18 protein-coding genes are annotated in these 17,561 nt (G+C 69.9%); 4 read left to right on the top strand and 14 right to left on the bottom strand.

Going from position 1 to position 17,561, the window contains the following annotated elements:
* Positions 1-6: 6 nt before the first annotated feature.
* The 4 genes from BLQ62_RS07365 to BLQ62_RS07350 all read right to left on the bottom strand — a co-directional run bounded on the left by BLQ62_RS07365 (position 7) and on the right by BLQ62_RS07350 (position 2,530).
* A complete protein-coding gene (locus BLQ62_RS07365; RefSeq protein ID WP_068532432.1) occupies positions 7-1,008 on the bottom strand; it encodes an AurF N-oxygenase family protein in 1,002 nt (333 codons plus the stop codon).
* Positions 1,009-1,230: 222 nt separating this feature from the next.
* Complete coding sequence (locus BLQ62_RS07360) at positions 1,231-1,527, bottom strand: transcriptional regulator (RefSeq protein ID WP_082756594.1); 297 nt, start codon at positions 1,525-1,527, stop codon at positions 1,231-1,233.
* A complete protein-coding gene (locus BLQ62_RS07355) occupies positions 1,524-1,961 on the bottom strand; it encodes a hypothetical protein (protein WP_068566460.1) in 438 nt (145 codons plus the stop codon). Before BLQ62_RS07355 ends, BLQ62_RS07360 begins: the two co-directional genes overlap by 4 nt.
* Positions 1,962-2,008: 47 nt before the next feature.
* Entirely contained in the window at positions 2,009-2,530 is a 522-nt protein-coding gene (locus BLQ62_RS07350) for a YflT domain-containing protein (protein ID WP_068532435.1), read from the bottom strand.
* 51 nt (positions 2,531-2,581) lie between these two features.
* On the opposite strand from BLQ62_RS07350, the gene BLQ62_RS07345 reads away from it, so the two are divergent.
* The 3 genes from BLQ62_RS07345 to BLQ62_RS07335 are packed head-to-tail and all read left to right on the top strand — an operon-like array spanning position 2,582 to position 5,137.
* A complete protein-coding gene (locus tag BLQ62_RS07345; protein ID WP_068533656.1) occupies positions 2,582-3,865 on the top strand; it encodes a magnesium transporter MgtE N-terminal domain-containing protein in 1,284 nt (427 codons plus the stop codon).
* Positions 3,862-4,389, top strand: a complete 528-nt coding sequence (locus BLQ62_RS07340) for a DUF1003 domain-containing protein (protein WP_068532437.1) — start codon at positions 3,862-3,864, stop codon at positions 4,387-4,389. The genes BLQ62_RS07345 and BLQ62_RS07340 overlap by 4 nt, the downstream gene beginning before the upstream one ends.
* On the top strand, positions 4,376-5,137 hold the full coding sequence (locus BLQ62_RS07335) for an Rv0361 family membrane protein (RefSeq protein WP_068532439.1): 762 nt from the start codon (positions 4,376-4,378) through the stop codon (positions 5,135-5,137). Before BLQ62_RS07340 ends, BLQ62_RS07335 begins: the two co-directional genes overlap by 14 nt.
* Before the next feature lies 1 nt (position 5,138).
* On the opposite strand, the gene ahcY is transcribed toward BLQ62_RS07335, so the two are convergent.
* The 4 genes from ahcY to BLQ62_RS23770 form a co-directional block, all read right to left on the bottom strand.
* On the bottom strand, positions 5,139-6,614 hold the full coding sequence (gene ahcY / locus BLQ62_RS07330) for an adenosylhomocysteinase (RefSeq protein ID WP_068567327.1): 1,476 nt from the start codon (positions 6,612-6,614) through the stop codon (positions 5,139-5,141).
* 123 nt (positions 6,615-6,737) lie between these two features.
* A complete protein-coding gene (locus BLQ62_RS23270) occupies positions 6,738-7,874 on the bottom strand; it encodes an SMI1/KNR4 family protein (RefSeq protein ID WP_068566462.1) in 1,137 nt (378 codons plus the stop codon).
* Positions 7,875-8,047: 173 nt separating this feature from the next.
* The gene (locus BLQ62_RS07320; protein ID WP_068566464.1) at positions 8,048-9,544 is read right to left on the bottom strand and encodes an amino acid permease; all 1,497 of its coding nucleotides are present in this window, start codon (positions 9,542-9,544) and stop codon (positions 8,048-8,050) included.
* Between the two features lie 77 nt (positions 9,545-9,621).
* A complete protein-coding gene (locus tag BLQ62_RS23770; RefSeq protein ID WP_156483192.1) occupies positions 9,622-9,792 on the bottom strand; it encodes a hypothetical protein in 171 nt (56 codons plus the stop codon).
* Between the two features lie 217 nt (positions 9,793-10,009).
* On the opposite strand from BLQ62_RS23770, the gene BLQ62_RS07315 reads away from it, so the two are divergent.
* Complete coding sequence (locus BLQ62_RS07315; protein WP_068532445.1) at positions 10,010-10,216, top strand: hypothetical protein; 207 nt, start codon at positions 10,010-10,012, stop codon at positions 10,214-10,216.
* A gap of 33 nt (positions 10,217-10,249) precedes the next feature.
* On the opposite strand, the gene BLQ62_RS07310 is transcribed toward BLQ62_RS07315, so the two are convergent.
* The 6 genes from BLQ62_RS07310 to BLQ62_RS07285 form a co-directional block, all read right to left on the bottom strand.
* A complete protein-coding gene (locus tag BLQ62_RS07310) occupies positions 10,250-11,137 on the bottom strand; it encodes a PQQ-dependent sugar dehydrogenase family protein (RefSeq protein ID WP_068532449.1) in 888 nt (295 codons plus the stop codon).
* Between the two features lie 11 nt (positions 11,138-11,148).
* Complete coding sequence (locus tag BLQ62_RS07305) at positions 11,149-12,630, bottom strand: CoA transferase (protein WP_068566466.1); 1,482 nt, start codon at positions 12,628-12,630, stop codon at positions 11,149-11,151.
* Positions 12,627-13,496 (bottom strand): 3-hydroxyacyl-CoA dehydrogenase NAD-binding domain-containing protein, encoded by an 870-nt coding sequence (locus BLQ62_RS07300; RefSeq protein WP_068532451.1) that lies wholly within the window; start codon positions 13,494-13,496, stop codon positions 12,627-12,629. The genes BLQ62_RS07305 and BLQ62_RS07300 overlap by 4 nt, the downstream gene beginning before the upstream one ends.
* A gap of 184 nt (positions 13,497-13,680) precedes the next feature.
* On the bottom strand, positions 13,681-14,925 hold the full coding sequence (gene manA / locus BLQ62_RS07295; RefSeq protein WP_068532453.1) for a mannose-6-phosphate isomerase, class I: 1,245 nt from the start codon (positions 14,923-14,925) through the stop codon (positions 13,681-13,683).
* A complete protein-coding gene (locus BLQ62_RS07290; protein ID WP_139184174.1) occupies positions 14,925-16,055 on the bottom strand; it encodes a tobH protein in 1,131 nt (376 codons plus the stop codon). Before BLQ62_RS07290 ends, manA begins: the two co-directional genes overlap by 1 nt.
* Positions 16,056-16,142: 87 nt before the next feature.
* A complete protein-coding gene (locus BLQ62_RS07285) occupies positions 16,143-17,513 on the bottom strand; it encodes a phosphomannomutase/phosphoglucomutase (protein ID WP_068566470.1) in 1,371 nt (456 codons plus the stop codon).
* Between the last annotated feature and the right edge of the window lie 48 nt (positions 17,514-17,561).

The following is a 17,561-nucleotide window of genomic DNA, read 5'->3' as shown; positions in this document are numbered from 1 at the left end:
GCGGTGTCAGGCGGCGATCTGCGCGGGCCGCGTGGGCTCCCCGCGGTAGCGCGCCTTGTGTCCGTCGATCCGCAGCAGCTTCCACATCAGCCTGCCGAACGGCGTCATGAGCCCGAGATCGTCGGCGAGGGCGCGCATCTCGGCGAAGTAGTCGTTGAGCAGGGCCCGCGCGGTCGGCCCGCGCCAGAAGGCCTCGCGCTTGACCGCGCGCGGCACCTCGAAGCGCTCGAAGAACTCCTTCGGCGGGGTGAAGATCTCCCCCACCAGCCAGCGCATCGCGAGCGGGAAGGCGAGCGCGCAGATCCGCTTCTGGCGCTTCGTCATCCCCTGCAGGTGCGCGTGCAGGAACTCGTGTGCGAAGGAGATGTGGCGCGCCTCCTCGGCGACGTGGATCTCCATGGTGCGCAACACGAGCGGTGGGATCTGCCCGCCGTGGCGCATGATCGCCTTCTGGTAGTGGTCGATCGGCTCCTCACCGCCGAGGATGCCCATGAACAGGATCACGTGCGCGTGCCCGCCGAGCACCCCGATCATCGGGGAGGCCCGCCGGAACCACTTCCGCATGCCCGGGACGTCCACGCCGATGCGGTTGACCAACTCCTGGAACATCTGGATGTGGTTGCACTCCTCCGTCATCTCGTGGAGGCAGTAGCGGAACTCCGGCGAGGAGTTCGGGAGCTTCATGATGTACTGCATCATCCCGCGGATCAGGATGGATTCGAACGCGGCGCCCACCTTGATCGTGTTGGCCATGCGCCACTTCCCGATCTCGATCCGCTTCTCCAGCGGCAGGTCGCGGTACCACTGGGTCGCGCCGAGCGAATCCAGCGTCGGCGGCAGCACCCATCGGGGGTCGTTCGGGTCGAGCTGCAGCTCCGGCGAGTCCCAGTCGATGTCGAGGTAGGGATCGAACCGGCGGTGCACGGAACCGTCGGACAGGTCCTCCAGCACGTCGCGGTAACCCTGATCCAGCTCGCGCCGGCTCACGCGCCCCAGGATGTCCGCCATGAGAGTCCTCCTTGTGATCGCTATCACTTTCCCTGAATTTAGCAGGGCATGGCGTCCCGGTAAATAGGGTTCGGCGGATTCCCGCGGCAGCCGGCCGAAGCGCCTCCCGCAGCAACCGCCGGCCCCCGCGAAAATCTCCGCCCACCTCGCGAACCAGCGGGGCAAGCGGAGATCTCTGCGGGGAATGACGATTTCTGCAGGGAGGCCCTGCGGCATCGAGAGTCAGGCCGTGAGGTCGCGGAGTGCCGCGACGTGGCGCGTGAAGGCGGATCTCCCCGTCGACGTCAGCTCGACCCACTGCCTGCGGGAGTCGGCGGCGTCCCGTCGAGAAGCGACGTAGTTCGCCTCCCCGAGCCTCGCCAGGTGCTTGCTCAGGACGGACGCACTCATGTCCAGGGCCTTCGCGAGCAGATCGAACCGCAGTTCCTGTGCCTGCGCGAGCGCGGCGCAGATCATCAGCCGCTGTCGCGGGTGGATCAGATCGTCGAACGCGGGCGAATCGTCCGTCGTCGCGCTCACGCCGGCCGCCCGACGGCGATCCGCTCGGCCGCGATCCGCCCGCCGCCGTAGATCACGACGACGAGCAGGAAGACCGTCAGGTACGTGAGGGGGCGGCCCGGCTCGAGGTGGCCGGTGGCGAACATCGCGGCGAACATCGCTCCGAAGAACCCCGACCAGAACACGACCGCCGCCCGGGACCCCGGAGCGAAGGCCCCCACGCGCCCGCGTCGTCGCATGATCGCCCACACCGCGAGCACGGGCAGCGCGAAGACGGCGAAGGAGAGCAGGATGTTCCGCCAGGTCTGCTCGCCGCCGAAGACCGCCGACCACAGGCCGGCGACCAGGAGCACGTCGAGCGTGAGGAGCCACCACGGCAGCGCCGCCCGGCGTCCGGCCGCCCCCGCGGCCAGAGCGTCGTCGAGCGTGCCACCGGCCTCCGGATTCGTTTCCATACCGGAAACGATACGGGAACGTTTCCGGTGCGGCAACTATCTCGGGGTCACTGGATGTTCAGGCGGGCCAGCATGTCGCGGGCCCGCTCGGCGACCTGCGGGTCGCACAGCACGTCGTACCGGCCGGCGACCAGCTGCATCGTCGAGGAGAAGTCCCGAGTGCCGCGCGAAGCCCAGTAGGGCACCGACGCGCTGATCAGCCCGAAGACGATGCCGCCGATCACACCGGCGATCACGGTCGAGAGCAGCGCGTCCCCGCCGCCCACGAACAGGCCCACGAGCAGGCCGAGGAACAGGCCCAGCCAGGCACCGGAGGCGGCGCCGGCGCTGAGCACGCGCCCCCAGGTCAGGCGACCGGTGATGCGCTCGACCTGCATCAGGTCGACGCCCACGATGGTCACGTTCTGGACGGGGAACTCCTCGTCGGAGAGGTAGTCGACGGCGCGCTGCGCCTCCGCGTAGGTGCTGTAGGAACCGATCGGCCAGCCCTTCGGCGGCGTCGGAAGCCCGCGCCCCGCGGGCCCTCCCGGCTGGTTCGGCGACCCCGGTCCGGGTAGCGGTTGCGACATTCAGCGCCCTCCCTCACGTGCGATTCGTAGAACGAAACTACCCTGATGTACATGTCGGCTGTCTCCAGAGTATTCGTCGCGCGACTGTCCGGCCTCCCCGTCGTCGGACCGGACGGCGAATCCGTCGGTCGCGTACGCGACGCGGTGATCGGTCTGCGGGCCGACCGGAAGGCGCCGCGCGTGCTCGGGCTCGCCGTCGAACTCGCCAACCGCCGCCGGATCTTCGTGCCGATGCTGCGTGTGACCAGCATCGAACCCGCCGCCGTCACCCTCAACACCGGGTCCGTCAGCCTGCGTCGCCTGCACGTGCGCCCCGGCGAGGCCCTCGCCCTGGGCCAGTTGCTGGGTACCAAGGTCCGCATCGAGGAACCCGGCGAGCCCTACGACGGTGCCGACGCCTCCGTCGCGGACGTCGGCATCGAGCAGACCCGCACCCGCGACTGGGTGGTGCACCGGCTGGCGGTGAAGATCCGCGCCACCGGATGGAACCGCCGCGGGGGCGTGCAGGTGGTGGACCTCCCCCACGTCTCCGGCTTCACCACGACGGCGCTCACCGGCGCCGACCACGACATCGCCGAGGCGCTGACCGTCTTCGAGGACATGCGCGCCGCGGACGTCGCCCAGGCCCTGCGCGAACTGCCCGCGCAACGCCGGCTCTCGATCGCCGCCGCCTTCGACGACGAGCGGCTCGCCGACGTGATCCAGGAGCTGGGCTCCGACGACCAGGCCGAGGTGATCGCGCACCTGTCGAAGGGGCGCGCGGCCGACGTCCTCGAGGCCATGGATCCCGACGACGCCGCCGACCTCCTCGGTGATCTGCCCGTGCGCCAACGCGAGGACCTGCTCGCCGTGATGGACCCCGAGGACTCGGGCACCGTCCGGCGCCTGCTCACCTTCTCGCCGTACACCGCGGGCGGCATGATGACGCCCGAGCCGATCGTGGTCACCCCGTCGACCACCGTGGCCGAGGCGCTGGCCCGCGTGCGAAACCCCGACATCACGCCCGCGCTGGCCAGCATGGTCTTCGTGGTCCGTCCGCCGACGGCGACCCCGACGGGGCGCTACCTCGGCGCCGTGCACCTGCAGCAGTTGCTGCGCGAGCCGCCGGCCGATCTGGTGGGCGGCATCATCGACACGGACCTGCCCCGACTCGGACCGGACGACCCCCTCGGCGCGGTCACGCGGTACTTCGCGGCGTACAACCTGGTCACCGGCCCGGTGGTCGATGCGGAGAACCACCTGCTCGGCGCGGTCTCGGTCGACGATCTGCTCGACCACCTGCTCCCCGAGGACTGGCGCGACGAGGACGAGCACACCGAGGAGGTGACCGGATGAAGGAGCGTTCCCGGCTCGACACCCCGCGGCTGAGCCGCAGTTTCAACCTCAACCTGGGCGACGACATGATCGGCCAGGGCGCCGAGCGCGTCGCGCGGTTCCTCGGCACCGGCCGCTACCTCGCGATCCAGACCGTGATCGTGCTGGTGTGGATCGCGCTCAACGTGCTGTGGTTCACCTACCACTTCGACCCGTACCCGTTCATCCTGCTCAACCTGGCGTTCTCGACGCAGGCCGCGTACGCCGCCCCGCTCATCCTGCTCGCGCAGAACCGGCAGGAGAGCCGCGACCGGGTCTCGCTCGACGAGGACCGGATGCGGGCGGCGCAGACCAAGGCGGACACCGAGTTCCTCGCCCGCGAGCTGGCGTCGGTGCGCCTGGCCGTGGGCGAGGCCGCCAGCCGTGACTACATGCGTCGCGAACTGGACGAGGTGCACGAGAAGCTGGACGCGCTCACGGCGCTGCTGCAGTCGATGCAGCACGTCCGCAACGTCGACGAGGACCGGGCCGATGCGGCCGACTGATCCCCGCGAGCTGCTGCACCCCGTCCTGCCGCCGGAGACGTACCGCCGGCTCGGGATCGACCCGCCGCGGCCGCCGCAGCAGTACGGCACGGGCGGCCCTGTCTCGTCGGCGGGCACGCCCTACCTGACGGGGCGCGCCGTGACCGGGGCACCCGCACCGTCGGGCGCGGGACCGGCACCGTCGGAACCGGGTGCGGCGTTCGTGACCTCCCCCGGGGCCCCGCCGCCCGGTGGGCCGGGTACGCCGCCCTACGTCCCCGGAGCGCCCGGGCTCGCCGCGGGTCCCCCGCCCGCGAAGGACCGCTCGCTCGCGATCCTGGTCGGGACGACGGCGCTGATCATCGCGATCATCCTCGGCACCACCTGGTACATCCTCGCGAACCGGGGCACTGACGACGAGCAGCAGATCCGCGACGTCATCGCGACCGAGACGAAGACGCTCAACGACCGCGACCTGGCGGCCCTGGTGCGCGTCCGCTGCGCCGCCGACGTGCAGATGCTGCAGAGCCAGTTCACCTCGCAGACCTTCGCGGCGGAGGTCGACACCCTGCTCGGGCCCAGCGGGCGGTGGGAGGTCAGCGTCGGGGAGATCCGCATCGACGCGGGCGCCGGTACCGCCGAGGCCGAGGTCACCTCGACCGCCGTGGGGTCGACCGTGGTCGTCTCGAGTTCTGTCACGGACACGTCCACCCTCCGGAAGGAATCCGGAGGGTGGAAGGTGTGCGTGAGTTCGTCGCGGGTGCGGTGACTCAGTAGCGGTAGTGCTCGGGCTTGTACGGGCCCTCGACGTCGACGCCGATGTACTCCGCCTGCTCCTTGGTGAGCTTGGTCAGGGTGCCGCCCAGCGCCTCGACGTGGATCTTCGCGACCTTCTCGTCGAGGTGCTTCGGGAGGCGGTAGACCTCGTTGTCGTACTCGTCGGGCTTGGTCCACAGCTCGACCTGCGCGATGACCTGGTTGCTGAAGCTGTTGGACATCACGAACGACGGGTGACCCGTCGCGTTACCCAGGTTCAGCAGGCGGCCCTCGGAGAGCACCACGATCGACTTGCCGGTGTCGCCGAAGGTCCACTGGTCGACCTGCGGCTTGATGTTCAGGCGCACGGCGCCCGACTTCTCCAGGCCCGCCATGTCGATCTCGTTGTCGAAGTGGCCGATGTTGCCGAGGATCGCGTGGTCCTTCATCTGCTTCATGTGCTCGAGCAGGATGATGTCCTTGTTGCCCGTCGAGGTGATGACGATGTCGGCGTCGCCGATCGCGTCCTCGACGGTGACCACGTCGAAGCCGTCCATGAGCGCCTGCAGCGCGTTGATCGGGTCGATCTCGGTGACCTGGACGCGCGCGCCCTGGCCGGCCAGCGACTCGGCGCAGCCCTTGCCCACGTCGCCGTAGCCGGTGATGAGGACCTTCTTGCCGCCGATCAGCACGTCGGTGCCGCGGTTGATGCCGTCGATGAGGCTGTGGCGGGTGCCGTACTTGTTGTCGAACTTGCTCTTGGTGACCGAGTCGTTGACGTTGATCGCCGGGAAGGCCAGCTCACCGGCGGCGGCGAACTGGTACAGGCGCAGCACGCCGGTGGTGGTCTCCTCGGTGACGCCCTTGACCGACTCCGCGATCGCGCTCCACTTGGTGGCGTCCTTGGCCAGCGACTCGCGCAGCAGGGCGAGGAAGACCTGGTACTCGGCGCTGTCCGCGCTCTCGTCGGTGGGCGGCACGACGCCCGCGGCCTCGAACTGCGCGCCGCGCAGCACGAGCATGGTGGCGTCGCCACCGTCGTCGAGGATCATGTTGGCGGGCTCGTTCGGCCAGGTGAGCATCTGCTCGGCCGCCCACCAGTACTCCTCCAGGGTCTCGCCCTTCCAGGCGAAGACCGGCACGCCCTGCGGCGCCTCGACGGTGCCGTGCGGGCCGACGACGACGGCCGCGGCGGCCTCGTCCTGGGTGGAGAAGATGTTGCAGGAGGCCCAGCGGACCTCGGCACCGAGCTCCACGAGCGTCTCGATGAGCACCGCGGTCTGCACCGTCATGTGCAACGAGCCCGAGATCCGTGCGCCCTTGAGCGGCTTGACGTCCGCGTACTCGCGACGCAGCGCCATGAGGCCGGGCATCTCGTGCTCGGCGAGGCTCAGCTGCTTGCGGCCCGCCTCGGCGAGGGAGAGGTCCGCAACCTTGAAGTCGATTCCGTTCGCCGTATCGGCGGTCAGCGTAGAAGTCACGCGCACCAGGCTATCGCTACCTGTACGTATCCACACCGTCACCCGGCTTGCGATCGTGAAATCGGCCGATTTTCGGCCGGCGGCGGTATATACGAGTCCCATCGCGAAATCCGCCAATTCCCCGAGTGCCGCCTACCCGAACGTCCGCCGCCAAGACTCGATCTGCTGACACAGCCCGTCGATCTGCGACAACAAGTGCTCGCGCACGGTGCCGTAGGACCTCTTGTAGCCGCGCGCAACGTCCTCCACGTACGTGAGCACATCGAGGACGCGGCCTTCTTCGATATCGATCCCCCACACGAAGATGGCTTGCGTCGCGAACGGCGTCACGGAAACACCGGCGGCCGCCTCGGCCGCCGGACCGGGCTTCTGCCACGTGGAGACACCACATCTCGCGAAGTCCGCTGCCTGCCAGGCGTTGTGCCGGTCGCGTGCCGCGAGCGCCTCGGCCCACAAGTCACCGGTGATGATCTGCGCGCAGCTCAGAATGTGGGGGTTGCCGGGCCAGCCGTCGGCGACCTCCAAGACTTCGCGGTGCTCCGGGTGGAGCGGCCGACCCAGGCGCTGTTCGAGCGCGGCGATGTCCGACGGTGCCGCGCCAGGGTTCGGCGGATCCGGGGCCGGTTCGCCACGAACGGCGGCGTATTCGACGCGCAGCTCGGCGAGCCGCTCGACTATCTGCCGCATCGTGGGCGGATCGATCCGCAGGTCGCGCCCCCAGTACCTGCCGTGCGGGCCCAACTCCTCGCCGTCCAACCACTCGGTCAGCGAAGCCAGTTCCTCGACGAGGTACTGCTCGAATGAATCGTAGAAGTGGTCACCGTGCGGTGTCATCATCATCTGTCCCGCCAGATACCCCTGAGAGTCACGGTGCAGCATGAACGTCTCCCAGTAGGTTCCGTCACTGTCAGCGATCCGCACCCAGTCGGTGTCGGTCGACCATTCCACCAGGACGTCGCCCTCTGCCAGACGGATCCCAAGGCCCTCCGATTCGCTGATCGTGCCGTGTCCGATCTGATCGCAGGAGAGCAGAGCAACGTCCTGATTCCATTCACTCCACCCGTTCGCCACGGTGAGGAACTCGCGGTACTGGGCCGGAATCGGGTGGCCGAGCCGCTTCTCCGCGGCGAGCAGTTGCTCCTCAGTGGCGCCGGGGTTCGGCCGCGACATCGCGTACAAATCGGGATGGATCCGGACCAGGCGCTCCCGTTGCTCCTCAAAGGCCTCGATCAGCTCCCGCCAGCGCGCTACCCCCACGTCAGTATTCACGATTCTGAATATAGCGCCGCCGTATCCGAGATGGACAGAATCCGAGGGCGCAGTCCCGGCGCACCCGACGCCTCGCACACCGACCACCCGGCGAACCCGCACATCTGCCCCGCGAAAACAGGGAACCGCGGTCGGAGCAGGTGCTCCGACCGCGGTTCTCAGCGGGTGGACGATCAGTCGGCGAGTGACTCGATCTTCTCGCCGCGCTCGCGTCGGCCGAGGACGGAGTGGTTCTTCGAGTACACGAAGTACACGACGATGCCGAGCGCCATCCAGATGAGGAACCGCATCCACGTCTCGATCGACAGGTTGAACATGAGCCATCCGCACGCGATGACCGAGAGGATCGGGACCAACGGCACCAGCGGAGCGGTGAAGCCGCGCTTGAGATCCGGGCGCTGCTTGCGGAGCACGATCACGCCGACGGACACCAGCACGAAGGCGAACAGGGTGCCGATGTTGATCAGCATCGTCAGTTCCTTGAGCGGGAAGATCCCCGCCAACAGCGCGACGACGACGCCGACGCCGATCGAGATCCGCACGGGCACGCCGCGATCGGAGGTCTTCGCCAGCTGGCGCGGCAGCAGGCCGTCGCGGGCCATGGCGAAGAGCACGCGGTTCTGGCCCATGAGCAGCACCATGACCACGGTGGTCAGGCCCGCGAGCGCGCCGATGGAGATGATCGTCGCCGCCCAGTCCACGCCGTTGAGCGAGAAGGCGTAGGCGAGGTTCTTCTCGCCGCCCTCCCCTGCGCTCGTCGCGAGGTCCTTGTAGCTCGCCATACCGGTGACCACGACGGTGACCGCGATGTAGAGCACGGTGACGATGGCGAGCGAGCCCAGGATGCCGCGCGGCACGTCGCGCTGCGGCTTCACGGTCTCCTCGGCGGAGGTCGCGACGATGTCGAAGCCGATGAACGCGAAGAAGACGATGCCGGCGCCGGCGAGCACGCCGAACCAGCCGTACGACGAGCCGCTACCGAACACCGCCTGGAACAGGGTGGAGTCCCGCGTGATGCCGGCGTTCTCACCCGGCACCGACGCCGGTACGAACGGCGAGTAGTTCGAGCCCTTGATGTAGAAGGCGCCGACCACGATGACGAGCAGCACCACCGCGACCTTGATCGCCGTGATCACGGCGGACACGCGCGAGGACACCTTCGCCCCGAAGGTCAGCAGCACCGTCAGCACGGCGACGATGAGCATGGCGCCCCAGTCGATGGTGCGGCCTCCGATCTCGACCGCTGCGGGCCCCGTCCCGAAGACCGTGCCGAGGTAGCTCGACCACCCGCTTGCCACCGCCGCCGCGGCGATGGAGAACTCGAGCACCAGGTCCCAGCCGATGATCCACGCGGCGAACTCGCCGAAGGTCGCATAGGAGAAGGTGTACGCCGAGCCGGCGACCGGCACCGTCGACGCGAACTCCGCGTAACAGAGGGCCGCGAGGCCGCAGGCGATCGCGGCGATGACGAACGACACCGTGACAGCGGGCCCCGAGAAGTCGCCGGCCGTGGAGGCACCGATGGTGAAGATGCCCGCACCGACGACGACGGCGACGCCGAAGATCGTCAGATCCCACGCCGTCAGCTGCTTCATCAGCCGGGTGCCGACGACCTCTGTGTCGGCGATGGATTGTTCGACCGATTTGGTACGCAGCAATGGGTTGGCCATGCGTGCTCCTGAGTCCTCTGCGAGTGTGACGACTCATCAAACACCATCGTGGCAGCGCAGCGAGGCATTTCAGTCGCCTAGACCGCGCGCCGCGCCCCCGGGCCGAACGGTGTCGCCGCCGGGTCCTGCCGGACCCAGTCCCACCGGCGGGCGTGCCGGTTCCACTGCCGCACCCGCGGGCGCGGGGCTTCGGGCGACGGGCCGCCCGGTCTGCGTTCGGTGATCCCGCTCAGTCCTCGTGCTCCCATGTGCCGACCTCCTGCGTCGCCGCCGCGCGGAGCCGGTGTCTCCGTTCCCGCGCGGCCTCGTACCGATGGACGCGCTCCACTGTGGGATCGCCACCTGAACGCACTCTGGACGGACGCTGGCAAGGCGCGGGTGAGGCGCCGAAGTTACCGACGGGTGTTACTGGTTGGTAGGCGAAAAGTGTTGGCGTACCGGTAAGTAACACCTACCGTCGGGCCTATGACCAAGACATTCGCGCACACCACTGACCAGACCGTCGCCCAGCTCCTGGGCATCGTCGAGGGTGGGGACGACGTGCTGCTCACGCGCGACGGGAAGCCGCTCGCCGTGCTCAGCAAGGCCCAGCCGACTGCGGTCGCCGTCGAGAACATGCAGACCTTCGACATCCCCGAGACCTTCTACGAGAACCTCCCCGGCGGCTACTGAGCCACCGGGGAGGTCCGTCGACGCGGTGCGCGACTACCGCGTTTCGAGCACGATGCCCGTGACCGGGCCGTTGTAGGTCGCGACCACCCGGTCCGCGGTGGTCGAGCCCGGCAGCGGCACGGCCCGGATGGTGCCGCCCAGATCCGAGACGTAGGCGAGGCCGGCGGCCGCGTCGACCGCCAGGCCGATGGCCTCCCGGAAGTCCCGCGCGACGATCTCGGGTGCGGCGCCCGTGGCCCCGGGCGCCGGCAGCGGTGCCCGGTTGAGGGTGTTGCCGTTCGGCGGCGCACCGCGATCCGTCCAGTACAGGTAGCCGTCGGCGATCTCGATGTCGATCGGCTCGGGGAGACCGGACCAGAGCGTCTCGATGTCGTTGCGCGCCGCGGGATCCGCGGGATCCGCCAGCGATGTCCGGAGGATGCGCCCCTTGCCGCCGTCCGCCGGGCCCTTCTGCGTCCAGTACAGGTGACCGGAGGCCGAGTCGACCGTGACCCCGACGCACTGCTCGGCGATGTCCCGGCCGGTGTTGACCACGTGGTCCTTGAGATCCGAACCGTCGAGGTTGCACGAGGAGACCTTGTAGCCCTCACGATCGGACCAGTACAACCTGCGCCCGTCGGTCGCGATCTGTTTGCCGGTGGTGATCGACCCCGTCGGCAGCACGTCCCGCAGGTCCGTGCCGTCGAGCTTGATGGTGTGCACCCCGCCGTTGCGCACGGAGAAGTCGTCACCCGCCTCGCCGGGGATGTCCGGGTTCTCGATGGGCGCCCCCATCGTGGTCCAGTAGGCCCGGTCGCCCACGACGACGATCCCGTCCGGTGCCGCGCCCGAGGAGCGGGTCAGGTACTCGGACGAGCCGTCCTCGACGGAGATCCGCACGATCGCGTTCTCCGTGATGTGTAGTGCCAACAAAGTGGTCATGCGTGCGCTCCTCACAACCAGCGCGGCTGATGCGAGCCACGCGGAATCAACGGGTAGGTGTAGTAGCCCGGCGTCTGCGACATCCGGACCTGTTCGGTGATGCCCTGGTAACGCCCCAGCGCCGTGTCCGCGAGGAAGGTCTGCGGTGCCAGGTACTCGTGCCCCGGCGCCTTCCCCGCGACCTCGTACGAGTACGCCTTGTCGATCCGCCCGAGGCTGAGCAGCCACAGAGCGGTCCGGGTCAGCGACACGGTGACCTTGTACGAGCCGCCGACTTCGGCGCGCAGCATGAGGGCACGGATGATGCCCATCTGCATGAACCAGGCGGTGATGTAGTCGTTCACCACGGGGAGCGCGGGCAGGTGGGGCACACCGTCCTCGCCCTCGTTGATCATGACGCCCGAGAGGGAACCGGCCGTCTGGTCGAAACCGACGCGGCCCGCCCACGGGCCGGTCTCACCGTTGAGGTTGACCGAGGCGTGGATGATGCCCGGTCGGATCGCCGCCGCCGAGGCGGCGTCGATGCCGTGCCGGGCGAGGCTTCCGGGGCGGCGGTTGGCGAAGAAGACGTCCGCATCGCGCAGCAGGTCCAGCATGACCGACGTGCCGTGCTCGGTATGCAGGTCCAGCATCGTCGAGCGCATCCCGATGTTGGATGTGGCGTACAGCAGCGGGATCTCGTACTCGTCCGGGCCCCAGACGTTGAGCACGTCCGCCCCGTGCAGGGCGAGCGCACGGCCGCACCCCGCGCCCGCGATGATGTGGGCGCGAGCCAGGGCGCGCACCCCGTCGAGCGGCGTTCGGGGATCGGGCGTGAACGGCTCCGGGTCACTGTCGCCGATCTTCTCGATCACGACCGGCGGCATGGGACCGAGCACGTCGCGGTACTGCTCGGTCGCGATCAGTTCCTCGGTGGTCCGGCACATCGGCATGATGACGCCGGCCTTCTCCCCCGCCTCCTCCAGATCGGCGGAGTTCCACTCGGCGATCGCCTTGGCCACGTGTTCCTTCGACTCCGGGACCCCGAGCAGCACCGACGTGTCGTTGCGCAGCTTGGGGTACGGCCCCATCGGATGCATCCACCGGTCGTCCTTGGTCCGGTAGAACATGTCGTAGGTGTACGCGTCGGTGACGTTGACCGGGTCGATCATCGGGTAGCCGTTGACCAGCTCCCACCTGCCGTCGTAGAAGGGACACAGCCGGTGGGGGGCCACCCGCAGGTCCATCGCGATGTCCTGCCCCGCACCGCCGCGCATCCGCCACAGAGCGGCGATGGCCACCGATTTCGCGACCAGCGTGATCGCCGTGCCACCCGCCAGCCGCAGCGTTCCCGGCAGCACCGGGTCGGCACCGACGAAGTCGATCGAGCCACCCGAGTCGGCCGACGAGAACCCGATCGAGGAGAGCAGTTCCTCCAGCGGGCCGTACGGGTCGAACTCGTCGGTGGTCGCGGCGGGCTTCCGCAGGAGCGCGGTGAGCTCCTCGGCCGTCATCGCGCGCCGCCGGCGGCGTCGGCGTCCTTGAGCGCCTTGAGGATCGCGTTGGTGCGGCCGTCGCGCTGCGCGACGAGGTTGTTGTAGACCTCTTCGCCGGTGCCGTAGGCCTTCTCGACGGAGTCCAGGACGTCGCCGAGGCGCGCGGGATCGGGCTCACCGATCTCGAAGGTGAACTGCGAGGCGATGCCCGAGGTGAGCTTGCGGATGCCGCCGGGGCCGCCGCCGAGGTGCTCGGAGGCGAAGGGCCCTTCGGCGGCGTAGCGCAGTCCGAGGGAGGCACGGACAAGTTCGTCCAGGTCCTGGGGCTCGATGACGCCCTGCTGGACGAGGTAGGTCGCCTGGTCGACGAACACCTTCTGCAGCCGGTTGCCGACGAAGCCGGGGATCTCCTTCTTCTCCCGGATCGGCAGCTTGCCGAGGGAGCGGTAGACCTCGATGGCGCGGTCGACCGTTGCGGCCGACGTCGCGGGCGAGGGGACGACCTCGACGAGCGGCATCAGGTTCGGCGGGTTGAACGGATGGCCGATGACGATCCGATCGGCCGCCGCGTTGCCCTCGGCGATGACCGACGGGAGCAGCGACGAGGACGAGGACGCGAGCACGACGCCGTCGCCGGTGTTCGCGGCGGCCGTCTCGAAGATCGAGTGCTTGAGCTCGATCCGCTCGGGACCGGCCTCCTGCACGTAGTCGGTTCCGGTGACGGCCTCCGCGAGATCCGGGACCGCCGTGGCGTTGACCCCGCTGAGGACCTCCGCGAGATCCGGCCGCGGGTCCGAGACCCGCACTTCCCAACCGGCATCGGCGAACAGCTTCGCCCACGAAACGCCGATGACTCCAGCTCCAATGATGGTGACGACGGACATCGCAGTTCTCCCTTGTGGCATGGTCCGCCCGAAGGCCCATGACAACCGCTCGGGCAGGGGGGGCGATCGCCCCGCTCCGAAACCTACGCCTGGTCCATTGCGCCTGCAAACGTACGGAGAAATTGGTCCCGCCGAATTTTCAAGGGGCTCAATGGATCGACGACGACGACGCCGCGACGACGGATCAGTGGCCGCCGACGAGCGTTCGGAAGAACTCCGTAGCAGGCGAGTGCGCCGTGACGACGACACCGGGATCCGATGCCGGCATCCACAGGCCGCTGCCCGCGGGCACCTCGAGGGTGGGGCCGCCCGCGCCGCGCACGGTCAGCGTTCCCTCGGTCACCACCAGCAGTTGCGGTCCGCGGGCGTCGAGCTGCACCGAGGCGGCGCGGGTGAGCGCGGTACCGTCCAGCCGCACCCGCGAGACCCGGAACTCGGGCGCGGGCGTGGAGAAGACCACCTCGGGCCCGACCGCCGCGGTGCGGGGGGCGAGTTCGTCGGGGGCGCGCGGCGTGAAGTCGAGGACGCGCAGCAGCTCCGGCACGTCGACGTGCTTGGGCGTGAGGCCGCCGCGCAGCACGTTGTCGGAGTTGGCCATCACCTCGACGGCCGCACCGTTGATGTACGCGTGCAGGTTGCCTGCCGAGAGGTAGAGCGCCTGCCCCGGCTCGAGCACGATCCGGTTGAGCAGCAGAGCGGCCAGCACCCCGGCGTCGTCGGGGTAGCGCTCCCCCAGCGTCAGCGCGAGCTGCGCCTCGCCCTTGAACCGCTCGGCGCCGCTCTCGAGGTAGCGGATGCAGCCGGCGAGGACCTCGGGCACGAGCACCGCGAGTGCGGGCTGGGGCAGGGTGATCCAGGTGGTGACCAGAGCGCGCAGTCCCTGCGAATCCGGCTGTCCGGCGAGCAGTCCCAGGTAGCTGTCGAGCTCCGGCACCGCCAGCACGCGCAGCAGTTCGACGGTGACGGCCGGGTCGCGGAAACCCGCCAGGGCCTCGAACCGGCTCAGCGCGACGACGACCTCGGGCTTGTGCGCGGCGTCGCGGTAATTGCGCTCGGGCGCGTCCAGCGGGATGCCGGCGGCGTTCTCGCGGGCGAAGCCCTCCTCGGCCTGCTCCCGCGAGGGGTGCGCCTGCAGCGAGAGCGGCTCGTCGGCGGCGAGCACCTTCACCAGATACGGCAGGCGATCGCCGAACTCGTTCCGGCAGGCGGAGCCGAGCTGACCGTCGAGGTCGGCGGTGATCGCGGAGAGCAGGTCGCCGTCGGGCGCGGTGTCCGCGGCGTTGTAGAGCTTCGCCGGGTCGGCGGGATGCGCCCCGAACCAGAGCTCGGCCTCGGGGTGGTTCGACGGCACGGGCCGGCCCTGCATCGTCGCCAGGACGGTGCGCGAGCCCCAGGCGTACGGCCGGATGACCCCCTCGATCCGCTCCATCACGCCTCCCCCGTCAGGCGCCGGTACACCGACGCCAGATCGAACCGTACCGCGAGCGCCAGCAACGCCAGCGCGTCGGCGTGCGGGCCGGCGGGCGCGGCCGCGCGGTCCGTGCCCTCGTCGACGGGCAGCGCCTCCACCTCGGGCAGTGCCCGCAGTCGTGCCTCCACCAGGGGCGCGCGCTCCTCCGTGGTGAGGATGAGCACCCGCAGCGGGGTCTGGGCCGCCGGGCCGTCGAGGAAGGGATCGTGGAAGAGCGGATCGACCGCCGCGTCCCTGCGGGTCTCCAGCGCACCGCCGGACGGGGTGGCCGCCAGTTCGGGCGTCGCGAGTTCGACGTCCGCGAAGCCGACCGCGGCCACCACCTGGCCGCCGAGCGTGAGCGCCTGCGAGGCCGCGTGTTCCGCGATGGCGAGCCCCGGCGCCGTGTCGGCGGTGAGCGCGACGCGACGTCCCGTCATGCGGGCGGCCAGGCGCTTGGCCGGGTTGGAGGCGACGTCCCGGTCCGGCGCGCCGCGCACGGCCTCGTCATCGAGTGTCTCGGCGAGGGTGAACAGGAAGCCCTGCCCGGGCTCCGCTCCGCGGTCGAGGCCGGCGAGGCGGCCGAGCACGGCGAGCAGCGCGGCGGCGACCCCGACGAACCCGAACCGTTCCGGTACGCGCAGGCGGGGTGAGAGGTCGGCGGCGCGCCCCGCGGCGGCCTCGGCGACGGGGCCCTCCAGGGGAACGGCCACCACCACGGTGGCACCGCGCCGGGACGCCACGGCGACGGCTCGGGCGAGCACGAGGTCGCCCGCGTCGAAACCGCAGACGACCACCACGTCGAGCGCGCCCACCCAGGGCGGCAGCTCGGTGGAGCGCACGAGTGGGACGTCGAAACGGCCGGCGGTGAGGGCTTCGACGAAACCGGCGGCGGCCGCGGCGGGCCCGGCGCCGCACACCACGACGACGGCGCGCGGTGCGAGACCGTCGAGCTGGGCGAGCGCACCCTCGTCGACCGCAGTGGCGACGGCGCGCACCTGCGCGCCCGCGAGCGCGGCGGCCCGCAGGTGACCACCCTCATCGGCCGCGATCAGACCTGCCGGATCATCGAGATCGGCCACCTCGGTCACGGCTTCCTCCCGTTCCATCGGCGCTGCATCCGCGCGGGAACCCCGCCCTCGCTCGCCGTGTCCGCGCCGACGACGCGGCGTCCGGCGCCGGAGCGCACCGCAGAATCAGGCACGGACGATCGCCAGGATCCGCTCGGTCAGCGCGCGCACCTCGTCCGGGGTCGCGGCTTCGACGTTCAGCCGGAGCAGCGGCTCCGTGTTGGAGGCGCGGAGGTTGAACCAGGCACCCGACTCCAACTCTACCGTCACGCCGTCGAGTTCATCGGTGCTCCGGATTTCGTCTGCGAAAGCATCGAGTACGGCGCGGGTGCGCTCCGCCTGGTCCGCGACGGTCGAGTTGATCTCGCCGGACGCGGAGTACCGGTCGTAGACGCCCATCAGCTCCGAGAGCGGGGCCTGCTGCTCGCCGAGCGCGGCGAGGACGTGCATCGCCGCGAGCATGCCGGAATCGGCGCCCCAGAACTCACGGAAGTAGTAGTGCGCGGAGTGCTCGCCACCGAAGACGGCGCCGGTCTCGGCCATCTGCGCCTTGATGAAGGAGTGCCCGACGCGGGTGCGCACGGCGGTGCCGCCGTTCTCGGCGATGATCTCGGGCACGGCCTTCGACGTGATGAGGTTGTGGATGACGACGGCGCCCGGGTTCTTCGCCAGCTCGCGCTCGGCGACCAGCGCCGTCACGGCCGACGGGGAGACCGGCTCGCCCTTCTCGTCGACGACGAAGCAGCGGTCGGCGTCCCCGTCGAAGGCGAGGCCGATGTCGGCGCCCTGCTCGAGCACGAACTTCTGCAGGTCGACGAGGTTCTTCGGGTCGAGCGGGTTCGCCTCGTGGTTCGGGAAGGTGCCGTCCAGCTCGAAGAACAGCGCGCGCACGTCGAGCGCCTCGACGGGGCCGAGCACCGAGGGCACGGTGAATCCGCCCATGCCGTTGCCGGCGTCCACCGCGACCCGCAGCGGACGCGACCCCGACAGGTCCACGAGCTTTCGCAGGTACTCGCCGTACTCGTCGAGCACGTCGCGCTCGGACACCCGGCCGGGGGCACCGTCGTACGACGGGACGCCGTGCGCCACCTGCTCGGTGATGGCCCGCAGGCCGCTCTCCTGCCCGACGGGCTTGGCGCCGGCGCGGCAGAGCTTGATCCCGTTGTAGGCGGCGGGGTTGTGCGAGGCGGTGAACATCGCGCCCGGGCAGTCGAGCAGGCCCGACGCGAAGTACAGCTCGTCGGTCGAGGCGAGCCCGATGAGGGTGACGTTCACGCCCTGCGCGGTGACGCCCTCGGCGAAGGCCGTGGACAGCGACGGCGACGAGTCGCGCATGTCGTGCCCCACCACGGCGTCGGTGGCGCCCTCGCCGCGGATCAGGGCGCCGAACGCGGCGCCCACGTCGCGGACGAAGTCCTCGTCGATCTGCTCTCCGACGAGGCCGCGCACGTCGTACGCCTTGATGACAGCCTGCACCGACTCCAGCGCTCGAACCACGCTCGACGACCTCCTCGTGAACGGCGTGCGGGAACCCGGCGGGCCCCG

The sequence above is a fragment of the Tsukamurella pulmonis genome (assembly GCF_900103175.1).
Lineage (GTDB): Bacteria > Actinomycetota > Actinomycetes > Mycobacteriales > Mycobacteriaceae > Tsukamurella > Tsukamurella pulmonis.
Note: the sequence above shows the minus strand (reverse complement) of the source record. Positions and strands in the feature narration are given on the sequence as shown.